Raw genomic sequence first — 16,671 nt, forward strand, 5'->3', positions numbered from 1 at the left:
CTCTCATCGTTATTTTTCTGACTAATAGCTCGCTATTAGGTACAGAAAAATGCCTTGATAGACGAAAAACTATCCTCGTTGGAACGTAAAATAAGTTTGGTTTAGCATTATTTAATCCAATTGTTGAGGATTTTACTTCAACATTTCTTATACGCACCTCAGGTTAAATAAGAAGTTAGCTAAAAACTAAAATTAGTTTTATAGCAGATAAAATAAAGGCTTATTGGATATTCAATAAGCCTTTTAAGAGATTTGGTTAACCTAAATTGTTCAAGTTAGATAATGCGATTCTCATTCAGCATTTTTTCACGCTGAGCTTCTTTTTCCATTTTAGCTTTGCGCTTATCGCAAGGATTATCACAATCGCAGGCTTTTTCAACGCCAATTGCACCTAATCCGCCACAGCTACCCGAGATTGATTTTTTCTGAATGATAAAACCAACAGACATGGCAACAACAACAATTAAAAAGATACCGAATGCTAATAAAATGGTTGTCATGATAAAGCTCACTTCATATAAGGTTTAAATTGCTCTGTGTATTTAACATCAAAGCCTGACTCAGATTTTACCACTAGGTAAACTGCAAGATCATGTTTTTTTGCAAAATCAAAAGCTTTTTCCGGTCCCATTACGTTCAGTGCAGTTGCCATTCCATCAGCAGTCATACAATCTTTACTAATCACAGAAACCGATACCAATTTATGATTAATCGGCTTAAAGGTAATTGGATCAATGGTATGAGAAAAACGCACGCCATCCTGTTCAAAATAGTTACGATAATCGCCAGAAGTTGCTAAAGCAGCATCGCCCGGCTCGATCACTTGCTGAACTGCACGGTCAAAAGTAACTGGCTTTTCAATAGCAATCCGCCAGCTTGAGCCATCTGCTTTTTTGCCGTTTAACCGCATTTCACCGCCAATCTCAACCAAATAATGATTAATACCTACAGACTCTAAATATTGGGCAACTTTATCTACGCCAAAGCCTTTAGCGATTGAAGATAAATCAACATACACTTTCGGATCAGCTTTGCTGATTAAGTTATCTTCAAGGCTAATTTTATCTAAGCCAACATGGGTTTTAATAGCCTCTATTTGAGCTTCATCCGGCACACGATTTGGTCTGCCATCTGGGCCAAATCCCCATAAATTGACTAATGGGCCAACGGTTACATCTAGCGCACCATTGGTTAACTGGCCTAATTCAATTGCTTTAGCTATAACTGTGCTGGTATCAGCAGATAAACCAATTGGATCAGTCGTTTGATTTTGATTGAATAAACTTAATTCTGAGTTTGGGCGATAAGTTGACATTTTATCGTTGACGTCTTCTAAAATCGCATCAATTTCAGTTTGCAGTTTTTGTTGGTCTAGCAGGTCAGGTTTAGCAACCAATGTGAGGTGATATGTCGTACCCATAGTACGACCTTGCAATGCAAGCGTGTCGAGTTCATTTTGCTTCGCACAAGAAACAAAAAAGGCCAGCGCTACAAGCGCTAGCCATATTTTATTAAACATTTTCATGTTAAAGCTGATTAACCACCAAAGTCATCAAGTAAGATGTTTTCATCTTCAACACCTAAGTCTTTCAGCAAGCCAATTACAGCCGCGTTCATCATAGGTGGACCACACATATAGAACTCACAATCTTCCGGAGCTTCGTGATCTTTTAGGTAGTTTTCATATAACACGTTATGGATAAAGCCTGTGTAACCTTCCCAGTTATCTTCTGGTTGTGGATCACTTAATGCAACGTGCCATTCAAAGTTATCGTTTTCTGCAGCTAGCATGTCAAAATCTTCAACATAGAACATTTCGCGGCTAGAACGTGCACCATACCAGAACGACATTTTACGCTTAGATTTTAAGCGGCGTAATTGGTCAAAGATATGCGAACGCATTGGCGCCATACCAGCACCACCACCAACAAATACCATTTCTGCATCAGTGTCTTTCGCGAAGAATTCACCAAATGGACCAGAAATAGTTACTTTATCACCTTCTTTTAAGCTCCAAATGAATGAAGACATTTTACCACAAGGTAAAGAAAGGTTGTTTGGCGGCGGAGTCGCAATACGTACGTTAAGCATGATAATACCCTCTTCTTCAGGATAGTTAGCCATTGAATACGCACGAATTGTTTCTTCGTCTACTTTAGATTCTAACTTGAAGAAACCAAAACGTTCCCAATCCGGACGGAATTTTTCAGGAATATCAAAGTCAGCATATTTAACATGGTGAGCTGGTGCTTCGATCTGAATATAACCACCTGCACGGAAAGGTACAGATTCGCCATCAGGTATTTGAAGTTTAAGTTCTTTAATGAAGGTTGCTTTGTTATCGTTAGAGATAACAGTACATTCCCATTTTTTAATACCAAAGATTTCTTCTTCAAGCTCAATTTTCATGTCGTTTTTAATTGCCACCTGACAAGATAAACGACAACCTTCACGAGCTTCACCTTTAGAAATATGGTCTTTTTCTGTTGGTAAAATTTCGCCACCGCCATCTTTAACATGGACACGACACTGACCACATGAGCCACCGCCACCACAAGCAGAAGAAACGAAAATACCAGCATTTGCTAATGCACCTAACAACTTATCGCCAGGTTTAGCTGTAATTGCTTTATCCGGATCATCATTGATCAAAATAGTGACATCGCCACTACTGACTAATTTTGATTTGGCAAACAAGATGATAGCAACAAGTGCTAACACCATTGCGGTAAACATACCTACGCCTAAAATAATTTCTTGCACGGTTTATTCCTCTATTTGCTCTGGAATTATAAAGACACGCCAGAGAATGACATAAAGCCTAAACCAATCAGGCCAACTGAGATAAAGGTAATACCTAAACCACGTAAGCCATGTGGAATATCAGCATACTTTAACTTTTCACGAACAGCTGCAAGTGCAGTAATTGCTAGTGCCCAACCAACACCACTACCAATACCAAATACAACACTTTCGCTAAAGTTATAGTTTTTCTCAACCATAAAGGCTACACCACCAAAAATCGCACAGTTTACTGTGATTAATGGTAAGAAAATACCTAATGCGTTATACAAAGCTGGAAAGTATTTATCTAAAGACATTTCCAAAATTTGTACTAAAGCTGCAATTACACCGATAAAGGTTAAGAATTTTAAGAAGCTTAAATCAGCATCTGGAAAACCAGCCCAAGCTAACGCGCCCGGCGCTAATAAGTTAGCGTATACAACTTGGTTTACCGGTACAGAAATACCTAAAACCACAATTACCGCAACACCTAAACCAAATGCTGTTGTTACTTTCTTAGATACCGCCAAGAAGGTACACATACCTAAGAAGAAAGATAATGCTAAGTTTTCAATAAAAACCGCACGGACAAATAAACTAATATAATGTTCCATAACGTCCTCTTACTTCTCTACCTGTTCTTTACGGAAAGTACGTAAAACCCAGATAAACATACCAATAATAAAGAATGCACTTGGTGGCATTAATAATAAGCCCATAGGTTGATACCAACCACCGTTAGCAACCAGTGGTAAAATTTCAACGCCAAATAAGCTACCAGAACCAAATAACTCACGGATGATACCAACGGTTAATAGTACAAAGCTGTAGCCTAAACCGTTACCAATACCATCTAAAAAGCTCATAAATGGAGGACTCTTCATCGCATAAGCTTCTGCACGACCCATTACAATACAGTTTGTAATGATCAAACCAACGAATACAGATAACTGTTTCGCGATATCGTATGCATACGCTTTTAAGATTTGGTCTACCACGATTACTAAAGACGCGATAATCGTCATTTGAACGATAATACGAACGCTTGAAGGAATGTGGTTACGAATAATTGAAATAAATAAACTAGAAAACGCAGTTACTACGGTTAATGCTAAACACATTACCACAGTCGTTTCCATTTTACTGGTTACCGCTAAGGCAGAACAAACACCTAAGATTTGCAAAGCAATCGGGTTGTTCGCCAAAATCGGGCCAAATAAGACTTGTTTAGTTTCTTTAGAAAGGGCCATGATTATGCTCCTTGACGCTGTTTTTCAAGGTAAGTTTTAAAGCCTAACTCACCCATCCAGAAATCAAATGTATATTGCACACCGTTACCGGTTAATGTTGCACCTGATAAGCCATCAATTTTATGCTCAGACTCTTTAGGCGCTTCACCTTTAACAATACTAATTGCCATTTCACCATCGTCATTATAGATTTTTTTACCAACCCAAATTGATTTCCACTTAGGATTTTCAATTTCAGCACCTAAGCCCGGCGTTTCACCTTGCTCATAGTAGTTAAGGTTGATAATGGTGTTTGCATCAGGTTTAACCGCAACAAACGCATACATAGTTGACCATAAGCCATAACCATGTACAGGTAAAATGTAGCTTAAAAATTTACCTGAATCGTCTTTTGCTAAATAAACAACTGCTTGATTTGAACGACGTTTAATACTGGCAACGTCTTGCGCACCCGTTAAATTAATCGATGTTTCAGGGTTTTTAGCACTCGCTCTTTGGTCAAAGTTAGCGGCATCAACACCTTCAACATATTCGCCAGAATCTAAATCAACAATTTTAGCCGTAATATGCGTTTTATACGCTTGCTGGATACTTTGAGCAGTAACCGTTTCAGGCAATAAATTAGCTGCAATTAAGATATTTTTTTGTTTATCTAAAACTCGGTTTTGCTCTTGTTTAGGTTTTAATGCTACCGCAGAACCCGCTACGATAACCGCGCACACTAAACATAATGAAATAACAACCGTCAGCGTTTTGCTGATTGAATCATTTCCTTTAGACATTACGTGCTAACCTCCGCTTAATGTTTGCTTGCACAACAAAATGGTCAAATAAAGGTGCAAATACGTTGGCAAATAAAATCGCAAGCATCATACCCTCTGGGTATGCAGGGTTAACGACACGAACCATTACCACCATAAAGCCAATTAAGATACCGTATGCCCATTTACCTTGGTTTGTGAATGACGCTGATACAGGATCAGTTGCCATAAACATCATACCAAATGCAAAGCCACCAATAACTAAATGCCAGTACCAAGGCATTGCAAATAATGGGTTAGTTTCGCTGCCAATTAGGTTAAACATAAAGCTGAAAATAATCATACCAGCTAATGTACCACCTACGATTCTCCACGAAGCAATACGGAAATAAATCAGTGCTAAACCACCAATTAAAATCATTAATGTAGAAACTTCACCGATTGAACCAGCAATATTACCGTAGAAAGCATCCCACCATTGCGCAGTAACAGCATAATCTAAGCTACCTTGGGCAGCTTGGCTTAATAAAGTTGCGCCAGAGAAACCATCAGCAGCAACCCAAACCGCATCACCTGAAATTTGAGCAGGGTAAGCAAAGAATAAAAATGCACGACCTGCTAACGCTGGGTTTAAGAAGTTACGGCCAGTACCACCAAATACTTCTTTACCAATTACCACACCAAATGTGATACCTAATGCAACTTGCCATAAAGGAATAGTCGCCGGCATGATAAGTGCGAATAATACAGATGTTACGAAGAAGCCTTCGTTTACTTCGTGTTTACGGATAGAAGCAAATAAAACTTCCCAGAAACCACCAACAATAAAGGTTACAGCGTAAATTGGTACAAAAAACATTGCGCCGTAGAGCATCATACTGCCCCAGCCTGTTGTTTCAGCACCTAACTGACCACCTAATAATTGGAATAAATCTGTTCTCCAGCCTTCAGCTAACTGACCACCAGCGCCTAAAGCTAAATCGGCTTGTAAACCAACGTTATACATACCATAAAACATAGCTGGAAAAGTCATCATCCAAACTAAAATCATGATACGTTTTAAATCGATACTATCACGTACGTGAGTTGTACCTTTGGTTACTAAACCCGGTGTATAAAAAATAGTTGCAGCCGCTTCATATAGCGCATACCACTTTTCGTATTTACCACCCGGCTCAAAATTAGGTTCAATTTTTTCTAAATAGGACTTCAAGCTCATATTAGCCCTCCTTCTCGATTTGCGTTAAACGTTCACGCAAGATCGAACCAAAATCGTATTTACCCGGACAAACGAAAGTACATAATGCTAAGTCTTCTTCGTCTAATTCCAGACACCCTAATGCCTGCGCCGAATCTAAATCACCCGCAATTAAATCACGTAATAATAAAGTCGGTAACACATCTAACGGCATGACTCGCTCATAGTTTCCGATTGGAACCATAGCGCGATCTGAACCACGAGTTGTGGTTGTGAAGTTAAATAACTTCTTAGGGCTTAAATGCGATAAATAAGCACGTGTTACAGAGAACATATCTGAGCCCGGTAATACCCAGCCAAATAATTCTTTTTCTCGGCCTTCTGCTAACACAGAAACCTGATTTGCATAACGACCTAAATAAGCATGTGGTCCACTTGCTTTAACGCCTGCTAATACAGAACCAGAAATAATACGTTGCTCGCCATCTGCTAACTCACCAGCTGTTAATTCTTCAATTGACGCACCAACTAAAGTTTTAACTAAACGAGGCGTTTTAACACCTGGGCCGGCTAATGCTACAACACGTTCATTTGCTAATTCACCGGTAGTAAATAACTGACCAAACGCAATGACATCTTGATAACCAATATGCCATACAGCTTTGCTCATGCTGACCGGATCTAAGAAATGGATGTGTGTGCCAACTAAACCAGCAGGATGACCGCCAGCGAATTCTTCAACCTGAACATTAGCGGCTTCAGGTACTTTTGCACCCGGCGCTTTACATAAAAACACTTTACCCGCTAACTTAGAAAGTAGCGTTAAACCGTCTTTAAATGCTTGTTCTTGCTCAGCGATCACAACTTCAGGATTGGCCGCTAACGGATTAGTATCGATAGCAGTGACAAAAATTGAAGATGGGATTGATTCGATAGCTGGAATTTTACTGAAAGGACGGGTACGAAGTGCTGTCCATAAACCTGATTCAACCAGATTTTCAACAACGTCTTCACGAGATAAATTAGCAAGCTCAGCAGACGAAAACTGCTTAAAGCTAACACTCTCATTGCCTTGTACTTCAATCACAACTGATTGTAATACACGCTTAGCCCCACGGTTGACTTCTTTAACTACCCCCGCAGCTGGTGCAGTAAATTTAACACCGGGATTCTTTTTGTCTTCAAAAAGAACCTGCCCTTTTTTAACAACGTCGTCTACACGAACGTGCATAGTTGGGCGCATGCCGATGTATTCTTCACCAAGGATAGCAACTTTAGTTACGGCTTTGCCGCTAGATATTGCTTGTTGTGGTGCTCCAGAGATTGGAACATCCAAGCCTTTCTTGATAGTTATCATACTCATTGCACTTAGTTTTAAGGTTTAAAACGAAAAAAATAAAGAAAGTTAAGCTCACTCTTTGTGCATATATATTCACAAAAAATGAAAAAATAGTTCGTATTCACCACACTTATATAAAACCCGAAGATTTTAACATTGTTTTATGCTTGGTATCCACGAAAAATCGATAAATGAACCAGTTTAGATCAAAAAAATCCTGCCGATGACAAAACTGTGAGTTTAATTGATATTTTTTTGTTCAATTTTCAATCATCAATGATTGAAGGTTAAAAAAATGATAATAAAAAGCCGACATTTAATGTCGGCTTTTTGATTAACTATGCATTATGCATCTAATTCAACCACAGGGCTGACATCTTCATCATAATCGACTTCTTCAAAGCCAAAACCAAACAGTTTTAAGAAATCTTCGTTATAAGATTTATAGTCAGTTAGCTCAAAAATATTCTCGCTAGTGACTTGTGGCCATAAAGCTTCAACCTTAGCCTGAGTCTCTGGTTTTAACTCAGGTAAATCCATACGGTAACGCCCTTCTGGATCTTTTAATGGCTCATTAGTGTATAAACCTTGTGCAAATAAACGATATGCTTGTTCAATACAGCCTTCGTGTGTGCCTTCTTCCTTCATCACTTTATATAATAATGAAATGTATAACGGCATAATTGGAATGGCAGAACTCGCCTGTGTCACTAACGCTTTTAATACACCAATAGAGGCTTCGCCGCCTTTATCTGCTAAAGTTTCATTTAATTTAAGGCTGGTTTGATATAAATGCTCTTTGGCTTTACCAATAGTTGCATCACCATAAATTGGCCAAGTTAACTTATCGCCAATATAAGTGTAAGCAACAGTTTTAACGCCATCCGCTAATACGTCAGCGTCTTTTAACGCATCAATCCACATTTCCCAGTCTTCACCGCCCATAACCGCAACTGTACTGTCGATCTCTTCCTGATTAGCCGGTTCAATAGTGACATCTTCAATCAGTAATTTATCTGTATTTAAGTTTTTAGCTGTGTAAGCCTGTTCAATTGGCTTTAACGTTGAAGAAATTAATTCGCCGGTTTTAGGGTGTTTACGACGTGGAGAAGCAAGGCTATAAACCACTAAATCAATTTTACCCATTTCAGCTTTAATTAGATCAATGGTTTGCTGTTTGCATTCATCAGAAAACGCATCACCATTAATATTTTTAGACCATAAACCTTCGGCTTCAGCAGCATGTTGGAAAGCGGCTGAATTGTACCAACCCGCTGAACCAGTTTTTTTCTCACTAGCTGGCTTTTCAAAAAATACACCTAAAGTGCTAGCACCGCCATTAAAGGCCGCCATAATACGTGAAGCTAAACCATAACCAGTAGATGAGCCAATCACCAATACATTTTTAGGCGCATTGTCTAACTTAGGTTGTTGTTTTACATATTCAATTTGACGTTGAACATTAGCAGCACAACCTTTTGGGTGGGCATTTGTACAAATAAAGCCACGAACTTTCGGCTTAATGACCATAATCTAAGTCCTATTTAATTATTGATAATAATATCTATTTTCTAAAAAAGCAGAGCGCCATATTAAGGCAACTCTACTCCCTGACGATTTTGATAATAATTCAGCTCAGTTAATTCATGATACTGAGTGACACGGCTTAAAAATGTTTTGTAAGATTGGTAAATTTTAGCGGTTTGCGGATCGGATGCAACCATCTCAGCAATCACTTTTTTACTAGCCGTTTGCAGTGCGCTGACGACTTCTGGCGGAAATTGTTTAATTTGCACCCCGTGCTCATTAATTAAACTTTGCAACGCTTTATTATTTTCAGAGGTATAAAGCGCTAACATATTTGCATTGGTTTTTTCAGCTGCGACCTCAACAATTCGCTGTAAGTCTTCTGGTAAGCCGTTAAATGCAGCTTCATTAATAATAAACTCCATTGCCGCGCCAGCTTCTTGCCAACCTGTTACATAATAATAAGGTGCCACTTTATATAAACCAAACGCCTGATCATTATATGGGCCAACCCAATCGGTCGCATCAATCGCACCGCTTTGCATTGAACTGAATATTTCACCACCCGGCAAAGATACCGGAATTGCACCTAACTCTGTAATCACTTCACCGGCTAAACCCGGAATACGCATTTTTAAACCGTTAAAATCTTCAACTGAATTAATTTCTTTTCTAAACCAACCCGCCATTTGCACCCCGGTATTTCCGCCAGGTAAAGGAATTAACCCAAATGGTTGATAAGCTTGCTGCCATAATTCTAACCCGCCGCCATAATAAAACCACGAGTTAATCTCTTGAGCATTCATCCCAAAAGGTAGCGCAGTAAAAATTTGAGCTGCTGGAACTTTGCCTTTCCAATAATAAGCTGCACCATGCCCAATTTGAGCCGCCCCACTTTTTACCGTATCAAAAGTTTGTAGCGCGGGCACCATTTCACCTGCACCATACACTTTTATTTTTAAGCGACCACCAGACATGACTTCCACATCTTTAGCAAACTGCTCAGGGACAGTGCCTAAACCCGGAAAGTTTTTGGGCCAGGTTGTGACCATTTTCCAAGTAACAGGTTTAAATCCTGATTCAGCTGATTCAGTACCAGCTTGGGATTCGCTGTCTTTGCCACATCCGGCTAGCCCTAAAACCAATAATCCGGCGGTTAATAAAGGTAAAATGCGTTTCATGCTATTCCCTACTCTTTAGTATCGTTTTATGAGTTATGGTTGATAAACAGTTTGCGGCAACCAAGTTGCTAACTCAGGCCAAATCGCCAACGCAATTAAAACAACTAACTGAATAATAATAAAAGGCACAACCCCTTTATAAATCTCCGTTGTTTTTACTGTATCTGGCGCCACTCCCCGTAAATAAAATAATGCAAAACCAAATGGCGGCGTTAAAAACGAGGTTTGCAAATTGAGCGCAATCATAATGCCTAACCAAATTGGGTCAAGCCCCATTGCCAATAAAACCGGTGCAACAATTGGCACAACCACAAAGGTAATTTCGATAAAATCAAGAATAAAACCTAATAAAAAAATCACCAGCATGACAACCAAACAAGCCGTAAAAACCCCACCGGGCAGGCTTTCAAATAATGAGTGAATTAACTCTTCACCACCTAAGCCTCTGAACACAAGTGAAAAAACAGACGCACCAATTAAAATTAAGAATACCATGCTGGTCACTTTTACACTGGCCTGACCAATTATCTTTAGCTGCGAAAACAACCGTTTTTTAACCGCCGCTAAAATGAGTGCACCAAAAGCGCCAATTCCGGCAGCTTCGGTTGGAGTAGCAAACCCCATTAAAATTGATCCCAGTACAACCACAATTAATGCAAGAGGAGCAAACAGCGACATTAATAATTGGCCGACAGCTGGCATCTTATCTGTTTCTAGCTCAACTTTTGGCATCGATTGCGGTTTGTACCCTGCAACCCATAAAATATATAACAGGTACAGCAAAACCAGAATCATCCCCGGCACAATTGCACCAACAAACAAATCACCCACGGCTAAGGTTTCGGGTGAAAATATCCCTTGTCTTAATTGCGCCTGTTGATACGCATTTGAAATCACATCCCCCAATAAAACCAATGCAATTGACGGCGGAATAATTTGCCCCAAAGTGCCCACCGCACAAATAGTGCCGCAAGCTAATTTAGCCGAATAATTTTGCTTGAGCATCGCAGGTAAAGATAACAGCCCCATAGTCACTACAGTTGCCCCAACAATCCCTGTACTAGCTGCTAATAAAGCGCCAACTAAAATAACTGCGATAGCTAAACCGCCACGAAAACGACTGAATAAAAGCGAGATAGACTCAAGCAGCTCTTCGGCTATTTTTGAGCGCTCAAGTGTGATCCCCATAAAAACAAATAAAGGCACAGCCAATAAAGTTTGATTATTTAAAATGCCAAAAATACGACTGGGCAAAGCGTATAAAAATGCAGCTTCAAAAATACCTAAACTAAACCCAATTAAAGCAAAAACTAACGCACTGCCCGCTAATGCAAAAGCGACCGGATAACCAGTTAATAACACTAGGCAAGCAACCACAAACATCACCAGAGATAAATATTCCATTACAACTTATCTCCGTTAATTGGTGAGGGGCCTGCTTTAATAATCAGCCATGCTTTACCCGCTTCGGCGACAGCTTGAATAATCAAAAACAGGCAAAATAATGGAATAAAACTTTTTAGAATATAAATAAAAGGCAAGCCACCGGCTTCGTTTGATGCTTCCATAATTTGCCAGCTATCCAATACAAACGACCAACTCATCACTAAAATAAAGACTGAAACGGGCAATAATAATAACAAGCTACCGAGTAAATTAACCCAAGCTTTACCACGCGCTGAAAACTTGGCATAAAATAAATCAACTCTAACATGCTCATTATGTTTAAGCGTATAAGCCGAGCCCAATAAAAACACCGCAGAATGAAAATAAATGACAGATTCTTGTAGCGCAATAGAGCCAATGTTAAAGGCATACCTTAACACCACAATGGCAGCCATTAACAATACCACTATAATAGACAGCCAACCCATTAATTTGCCTGTACATTCAGCAAATTTATCAATCTGGTTGATTAATTTTTTTAAAAACATAGCGAAAAAGTCTGCTCATTAAATGTTATTGGTTTTACTGCCACCCATACAATTAGGTGATACAGGCACATTATGTTGTTCAGTTTGCCACTCATCTTGAGTGTAAGTATGAATGGCTAAAGCATGCACAGCACCAGCTAATTCGTCAGCTAAACAAGCATTCACCATACGATGACGAGCAATTAATCGTTTATCATTAAATTCATCACTGACAATAATCACCTTAAAGTGCGAATCTTGCGCCGGCCCACTATGCATGTGGCTTTCATTTTGCACATCTAACACAACCGGTGCTAAGTCTTGCTTTAATTTGCTGATGATAGTTTGGTGGGTAATATTCATAATTTTATTTTCTGAAATTGAGTTAAGTTAAACCGGAAATATTTTATCCGCATAAAGATACCTGAAAGTTAAGTTAATCCGCCCTTCCGTTACCTTTGCTCTTTTTGGCAGCGAATGATACCAGAATTCCTGCGTTGTGCCTGCCATTATCAATAAACTGCCGGAGGCCAGTTCTAAATCGTAGGTTTCCTGAGTTAACCTATGTTTGAGTTTAAAAGTGCGCTGAGCACCAAAACTAAAAGATGCAATGACAGGTGACTTGCCTAACTCAGCTTCATCGTCTGCATGCCAGCCCATACAGTCTTGCCCATTACGGTAAAAATTAGCCAGTACACAGTTAAATTGAGCCTGACTGACTTGCTCTGCCAACATTTTTAGCTGTAATAAATTATCCAGCCAAGGGGTCACTTCAAATCGTTTTTTTGAATATTGATAACTTAACCCTTTATCACCGTATAAAGCCTGCAACCTTGGAATAGCATGTTCTTGTCCGTATACAACCAGTTTTTCTTGCTGCCAGCTCAGTGTGTTTTTTAATGCCTGATACCACAGCCCAGCCATTTGCTCATTTAATAAATTTTCAAAATAATAAATTTGAGCATTTTTTAAAGGTAAAGCTTGCGGTAATACGGATTGATTAAACATTCACTCTGGTCGTAAAACTAAACATTAAATAAATTGTAAAGAGCCAGTTTGAAAACTCAAATAAAAATTTAAAAACTACTGCCAGCCAGTTGCATCTGATAAAATACCAAGCTTAATTTAACCTCACAGCTAGAGTAACCGTCTGTTAATATGCAAAATAATCATCTACTGAATTTACCAAATCAAACCTCACTCACTTTATGGCGGTATCCTCAGCAAGCTGTAGATTCAGCATTGCAAGCGTGGGACAGCGCAGATGTTTTATTAGCTAAAAAGTTTATCGAGCAATCCCCATTAACTACCAGCCCTGCAATTATTAACGACCAGTTTGGCGCAATTAGCTGCCAGTTAGCGGAATTTACGCCATTAATTTACCAAGATTCAAAAGTAAGCCAATTGGCGACTTTAGCTAACTTTTCACTTAACGGCTTGCCAATTCAAGCAGATCAATTTACCAGTCAGTTAAATCAAGTCGTTAATCAAGCCGTTTATTTAATTAAGATCCCAAAAAATTTAGATTATCTGGAAGCCATTCTGGCACATTTACATTCCAATGCTGCCGATGATCTCAAGCTGATTGCCAGTGCTAAAGCCAATCATATTAATAAGTCGGTCGTAAAACTGTTCAACCGTTATTTTAGCCAGGTGGATGTCAGTCTCGCTGAAAAAAAATCCCGCACCATCAGTGCATCAATCAAACAAAAATCGCCTTATTCTTCATTCAATCCATTACAACAGTGGCAAGCCCCGTCTGGTTTAACCTTTAGCAATGCCGCTAATGTTTTTTCGCGCAGCAGTTTAGATATAGGCGCAGCGTTTATGCTGGAGCATTTACCCAATGTAAGTGGTAAACAAGTAATAGATTTAGCCTGTGGCAACGGAGTTTTAGGGGTTCATTTATTAACTCAACATCCACAAAGCATGATATTTTCAGACGATTGTTATCAAGCAATTCAGTCGGCCAAAATAAATGTAGAACAAAATTTTCCAGATTTAAGCGGATTAACACAATTTGCTTGGCAGGACTGTTTAACAGAACAAACAGCTCAAAGTGCAGATATTATTATTTGTAATCCGCCGTTTCATCAGCAACATACCATTACCGATCATATCGCTAAACAAATGTTTAGTGATGCGCATCGGGTTTTAAAACCAGCTGGGGAACTTTATATTGTTGGTAACCGTCATTTAGGTTATCACCAACTTTTATCTAATTTATTTGGCCAATGTTCAGTTATCGCATCTAACGCAAAGTTTGTTATTATAAAAGCGATAAAATAATCAATTAAGCACCCCAAGTTGCTTGAAAATAAAATTAAACAGAGGATATCATGATCAGCTTATTTCGCCGTTTTAGTGCATTTGTTTTTTTATTGGCACTCTCTACTCAGGTTTTTGCTAAACCGGATACTCAAGATTCTAACCTTTACCCTATGGTTAAAATTAGCACCAGCATGGGTGATATTGTTGTTGAGCTAAATCGTAAAAAAGCCCCAATTACCGTAGCTAATTTCATTGATTATGCAGTAAAAGGTGAATATGACGGCGTCGTATTTCATCGGGTCATTGATGGTTTTGTTGCCCAATCTGGCGGTTATGATAAAAATTATGAAGAGCGCCCTGTCGGCAAACCTATTTTTAATGAAAGTGGTAACGGCTTAGCTAATGACAGATTAACTATTGCCATGGCAAGAATGAATGACCCGCACTCAGCAACCCGTCAGTTTTATTTTAATTTAGCGGATAATAAAAATTTAGATCCGGGTCGTGACTGGGGTTATTGTGTATTTGGCTATGTTGTTGAAGGCGAAGCTGTGATTGATCAGATTGCTCAGGTGGAAACAAAATATAACGAAACCTTTGGTGCGTCAGATGTCCCTGTTCAACAAATTGTAATAAATAAGGTCAGTTTACTACCACGTCCCTAATTGCTGGCTATACTTATTAATACGACTTCATAAACGGATTTCGCTGTGAGAGTAAATCAATTTATCGAACTCAAATCGAAGCAGCTAACTTTTTATGTCCGCGGTTTTTTATCCCGAACAATTGAGTACGCTGAGCTAGATATGTTCATCTGGGATACTTTTGAAGAGTGGACTCAGGTTACTGTTTCTAAAAATGACCCATACTCAGCCAAAGAGCGAGTTTTTTGGCATTTAATTCATCAACTTAGTTTTTGGCCAAAAGATACTTTGTTAACTGACTCATTATTAAATGACGAACTTAATATTTGCTCTGACTATATTTGTGATCAAGGATGTTTTCCAATGGATTGCATTGGCATTCGTCCTTAATCTGGTAAGCTAACCAAATCATTAAAATTTAATTGCTCAGGATTTCAATGGACTGGTTAGCGCCATATAAAGATAAACGTGTCATTGCCCTTTTCTTTTTAGGTTTTTCATCTGGATTACCGCTATTATTAGTTTTTTCTACGCTCTCTTTTTGGTTACGCGAAGCTGGCATAGACAGAGCCAGCATTGGCATGCTGAGCTGGGTAGCACTTGCTTACGCCATAAAATGGATTTGGTCACCCTTAATTGATAAATACCCGATTCCGCTATTAAGCAAACGGCTTGGTCGCCGACGAAGTTGGATGCTGGTTTCTCAATTGGCGATTATGCTAAGTTTGCTGGCCATGTCACTGGCTAATCCACAAACTTTATTATGGTTATTTTGTATTCTGGCACTGGCGGTTGCATTTAGCTCGGCAACTCAAGATATTGTAATTGATGCGTTTAGAATCGATTCAGCCCCTCAAGAACTTCAAGCCGCAATGGCTGCCACTTATTTGGCTGGATACCGTATCGCGATGATAGTTTCCGGCGCGGGCAGTTTAGTATTGGCCGCTTGGTTTGCCCCCAATGAAACCCAGTTTAGCAATTTGGCGTGGCAATCCACTTACATGGTCATGGCCTTGTTAGTATTGCCCGGTATTTTAACGACCTTATGGGTACAAGAACCTAAGCTAGCACTACAAACCGAAACGGCCGACAAACAATCATTTACCAATAAGTGTATACAAGCATTTTGGTCGCCAGTTAAAGATTTTTTCTATCGTTATGGCCAAACTGCATTTTTATTACTTGCATTAATATCAGTTTACCGGCTCTCTGACGTAGTCATGGGCGTTATGGCGAATCCCTTTTATATCGACATTGGTTTTAGTAAAGTTGAAATCGCCTCAATTGCTAAAGTATACGGGGTTATTATGACTTTGGTAGGTGCAGCTTTAGGCGGTATTATCTTAAAACAAAAAGGCACCTTATTTACTTTATTTTTAGGTGGTTTATTAGCCGCAGCCACCAATTTATTATTTGTGACTTTATCGTTAAAAGGGCCGGATATTTCATGGTTAACCGCAGTTATCGCAATTGATAATTTAAGCGCCGGTATTGCCACCGCAGCTTTTATTGCGTTTTTGAGTGGATTAACGAATAAATCATATTCTGCAACACAATATGCTATCTTTAGTTCAAGCATGTTGTTATTGCCTAAATTTGTTGCCGGTTTTTCCGGCTTTGCAGTGGATGCTTTTAACTATACCGTATTTTTTATCGGAACCAGTTTATTAGGTATACCAGCTTTAATCTTGATAATAATGCTTGCAAACAAAAATATAACAAAACAGGTGCCAAATGATTAGACTCTTCGCGCTTTTACCTTTAATTACATTCGGCTTATGGTGGCTTTATTTATATCATAAC

General features: G+C 39.0%; 18 protein-coding genes. 4 read left to right on the forward strand and 14 right to left on the reverse strand.

Going from position 1 to position 16,671, the window contains the following annotated elements:
- Nucleotides 1-275: 275 nt before the first annotated feature.
- From nqrM to N7931_RS04620, 14 genes are all read right to left on the reverse strand, one after another.
- Nucleotides 276-500: a (Na+)-NQR maturation NqrM gene (nqrM, locus tag N7931_RS04555; protein ID WP_262792252.1), complete on the reverse strand. Its 225-nt coding sequence runs from the start codon at nt 498-500 to the stop codon at nt 276-278.
- Nucleotides 501-508: 8 nt separating this feature from the next.
- Nucleotides 509-1,525, reverse strand: a complete 1,017-nt coding sequence (locus tag N7931_RS04560) for an FAD:protein FMN transferase (protein WP_410369333.1) — start codon at nt 1,523-1,525, stop codon at nt 509-511.
- Nucleotides 1,526-1,536: 11 nt separating this feature from the next.
- Nucleotides 1,537-2,763: an NADH:ubiquinone reductase (Na(+)-transporting) subunit F gene (gene nqrF / locus N7931_RS04565; protein ID WP_262792253.1), complete on the reverse strand. Its 1,227-nt coding sequence runs from the start codon at nt 2,761-2,763 to the stop codon at nt 1,537-1,539.
- Between the two features lie 26 nt (nt 2,764-2,789).
- Entirely contained in the window at nt 2,790-3,398 is a 609-nt protein-coding gene (gene nqrE / locus N7931_RS04570; RefSeq protein WP_262792254.1) for an NADH:ubiquinone reductase (Na(+)-transporting) subunit E, read from the reverse strand.
- 9 nt (nt 3,399-3,407) lie between these two features.
- Nucleotides 3,408-4,034, reverse strand: a complete 627-nt coding sequence (locus N7931_RS04575) for an NADH:ubiquinone reductase (Na(+)-transporting) subunit D (RefSeq protein ID WP_262792256.1) — start codon at nt 4,032-4,034, stop codon at nt 3,408-3,410.
- 2 nt (nt 4,035-4,036) lie between these two features.
- The gene (locus tag N7931_RS04580; protein WP_262792257.1) at nt 4,037-4,816 is read right to left on the reverse strand and encodes a Na(+)-translocating NADH-quinone reductase subunit C; all 780 of its coding nucleotides are present in this window, start codon (nt 4,814-4,816) and stop codon (nt 4,037-4,039) included.
- Nucleotides 4,809-6,014 carry an NADH:ubiquinone reductase (Na(+)-transporting) subunit B gene (locus tag N7931_RS04585; protein WP_262792259.1) on the reverse strand — a complete coding sequence of 402 codons (1,206 nt, stop codon included), beginning with the start codon at nt 6,012-6,014 and terminating at the stop codon, nt 4,809-4,811. The genes N7931_RS04580 and N7931_RS04585 overlap by 8 nt, the downstream gene beginning before the upstream one ends.
- 1 nt (nt 6,015) lies before the next feature.
- Nucleotides 6,016-7,350, reverse strand: coding sequence for a Na(+)-translocating NADH-quinone reductase subunit A (locus tag N7931_RS04590; protein ID WP_262792261.1), 1,335 nt, complete (start codon nt 7,348-7,350; stop codon nt 6,016-6,018).
- A gap of 327 nt (nt 7,351-7,677) precedes the next feature.
- Nucleotides 7,678-8,862 carry an enoyl-ACP reductase FabV gene (fabV, locus tag N7931_RS04595; RefSeq protein WP_262792262.1) on the reverse strand — a complete coding sequence of 395 codons (1,185 nt, stop codon included), beginning with the start codon at nt 8,860-8,862 and terminating at the stop codon, nt 7,678-7,680.
- 62 nt (nt 8,863-8,924) lie between these two features.
- Nucleotides 8,925-10,040 carry a TRAP transporter substrate-binding protein gene (locus N7931_RS04600; RefSeq protein ID WP_262792264.1) on the reverse strand — a complete coding sequence of 372 codons (1,116 nt, stop codon included), beginning with the start codon at nt 10,038-10,040 and terminating at the stop codon, nt 8,925-8,927.
- A 33-nt stretch (nt 10,041-10,073) separates the two neighbouring features.
- Nucleotides 10,074-11,444, reverse strand: coding sequence for a TRAP transporter large permease subunit (locus N7931_RS04605; RefSeq protein ID WP_262792266.1), 1,371 nt, complete (start codon nt 11,442-11,444; stop codon nt 10,074-10,076).
- Entirely contained in the window at nt 11,444-11,974 is a 531-nt protein-coding gene (locus tag N7931_RS04610; protein WP_262792268.1) for a TRAP transporter small permease subunit, read from the reverse strand. The genes N7931_RS04605 and N7931_RS04610 overlap by 1 nt, the downstream gene beginning before the upstream one ends.
- 18 nt (nt 11,975-11,992) lie before the next feature.
- Nucleotides 11,993-12,316, reverse strand: coding sequence for a BolA family protein (locus N7931_RS04615; protein WP_262792270.1), 324 nt, complete (start codon nt 12,314-12,316; stop codon nt 11,993-11,995).
- 27 nt (nt 12,317-12,343) lie between these two features.
- Nucleotides 12,344-12,961: an alpha-ketoglutarate-dependent dioxygenase AlkB family protein gene (locus N7931_RS04620; RefSeq protein WP_262792271.1), complete on the reverse strand. Its 618-nt coding sequence runs from the start codon at nt 12,959-12,961 to the stop codon at nt 12,344-12,346.
- A gap of 150 nt (nt 12,962-13,111) precedes the next feature.
- Between N7931_RS04620 and N7931_RS04625 the strand changes: the two genes are divergently transcribed.
- Genes N7931_RS04625 through N7931_RS04640 form a run of 4 tightly spaced genes read left to right on the forward strand, consistent with a single transcriptional unit; the run spans nt 13,112 to nt 16,610 of the window.
- A complete protein-coding gene (locus N7931_RS04625; RefSeq protein WP_262792272.1) occupies nt 13,112-14,242 on the forward strand; it encodes a methyltransferase in 1,131 nt (376 codons plus the stop codon).
- A 50-nt stretch (nt 14,243-14,292) separates the two neighbouring features.
- A complete protein-coding gene (locus N7931_RS04630) occupies nt 14,293-14,889 on the forward strand; it encodes a peptidylprolyl isomerase (protein ID WP_262792274.1) in 597 nt (198 codons plus the stop codon).
- A gap of 45 nt (nt 14,890-14,934) precedes the next feature.
- The gene (locus N7931_RS04635; RefSeq protein ID WP_262792276.1) at nt 14,935-15,258 is read left to right on the forward strand and encodes a hypothetical protein; all 324 of its coding nucleotides are present in this window, start codon (nt 14,935-14,937) and stop codon (nt 15,256-15,258) included.
- Between the two features lie 47 nt (nt 15,259-15,305).
- Entirely contained in the window at nt 15,306-16,610 is a 1,305-nt protein-coding gene (locus N7931_RS04640; RefSeq protein WP_262792278.1) for an AmpG family muropeptide MFS transporter, read from the forward strand.
- The last annotated feature ends 61 nt before the right edge of the window (nt 16,611-16,671 follow it).

The sequence above is a fragment of the Catenovulum sp. 2E275 genome (assembly GCF_025515275.1).
Taxonomy (GTDB): domain Bacteria; phylum Pseudomonadota; class Gammaproteobacteria; order Enterobacterales; family Alteromonadaceae; genus Catenovulum.

What these genes read in the sequence shown, in the direction of transcription:
- N7931_RS04615 (WP_262792270.1), bottom strand. Translation starts at nt 12,316, where the DNA reads ATGAATATTACCCACCAAACTATCATCAGCAAATTAAAGCAAGACTTA.
- N7931_RS04630 (WP_262792274.1), top strand. Translation starts at nt 14,293, where the DNA reads ATGATCAGCTTATTTCGCCGTTTTAGTGCATTTGTTTTTTTATTGGCA.
- N7931_RS04590 (WP_262792261.1), bottom strand. Translation starts at nt 7,350, where the DNA reads ATGATAACTATCAAGAAAGGCTTGGATGTTCCAATCTCTGGAGCACCA.
- N7931_RS04585 (WP_262792259.1), bottom strand. Translation starts at nt 6,014, where the DNA reads ATGAGCTTGAAGTCCTATTTAGAAAAAATTGAACCTAATTTTGAGCCG.
- fabV (WP_262792262.1), bottom strand. Translation starts at nt 8,862, where the DNA reads ATGGTCATTAAGCCGAAAGTTCGTGGCTTTATTTGTACAAATGCCCAC.
- N7931_RS04600 (WP_262792264.1), bottom strand. Translation starts at nt 10,040, where the DNA reads ATGAAACGCATTTTACCTTTATTAACCGCCGGATTATTGGTTTTAGGG.
- N7931_RS04605 (WP_262792266.1), bottom strand. Translation starts at nt 11,444, where the DNA reads ATGGAATATTTATCTCTGGTGATGTTTGTGGTTGCTTGCCTAGTGTTA.
- N7931_RS04620 (WP_262792271.1), bottom strand. Translation starts at nt 12,961, where the DNA reads ATGTTTAATCAATCCGTATTACCGCAAGCTTTACCTTTAAAAAATGCT.
- nqrE (WP_262792254.1), bottom strand. Translation starts at nt 3,398, where the DNA reads ATGGAACATTATATTAGTTTATTTGTCCGTGCGGTTTTTATTGAAAAC.
- N7931_RS04625 (WP_262792272.1), top strand. Translation starts at nt 13,112, where the DNA reads ATGCAAAATAATCATCTACTGAATTTACCAAATCAAACCTCACTCACT.
- N7931_RS04575 (WP_262792256.1), bottom strand. Translation starts at nt 4,034, where the DNA reads ATGGCCCTTTCTAAAGAAACTAAACAAGTCTTATTTGGCCCGATTTTG.
- N7931_RS04640 (WP_262792278.1), top strand. Translation starts at nt 15,306, where the DNA reads ATGGACTGGTTAGCGCCATATAAAGATAAACGTGTCATTGCCCTTTTC.
- N7931_RS04560 (WP_410369333.1), bottom strand. Translation starts at nt 1,525, where the DNA reads ATGAAAATGTTTAATAAAATATGGCTAGCGCTTGTAGCGCTGGCCTTT.
- nqrM (WP_262792252.1), bottom strand. Translation starts at nt 500, where the DNA reads ATGACAACCATTTTATTAGCATTCGGTATCTTTTTAATTGTTGTTGTT.
- N7931_RS04580 (WP_262792257.1), bottom strand. Translation starts at nt 4,816, where the DNA reads ATGTCTAAAGGAAATGATTCAATCAGCAAAACGCTGACGGTTGTTATT.
- N7931_RS04610 (WP_262792268.1), bottom strand. Translation starts at nt 11,974, where the DNA reads ATGTTTTTAAAAAAATTAATCAACCAGATTGATAAATTTGCTGAATGT.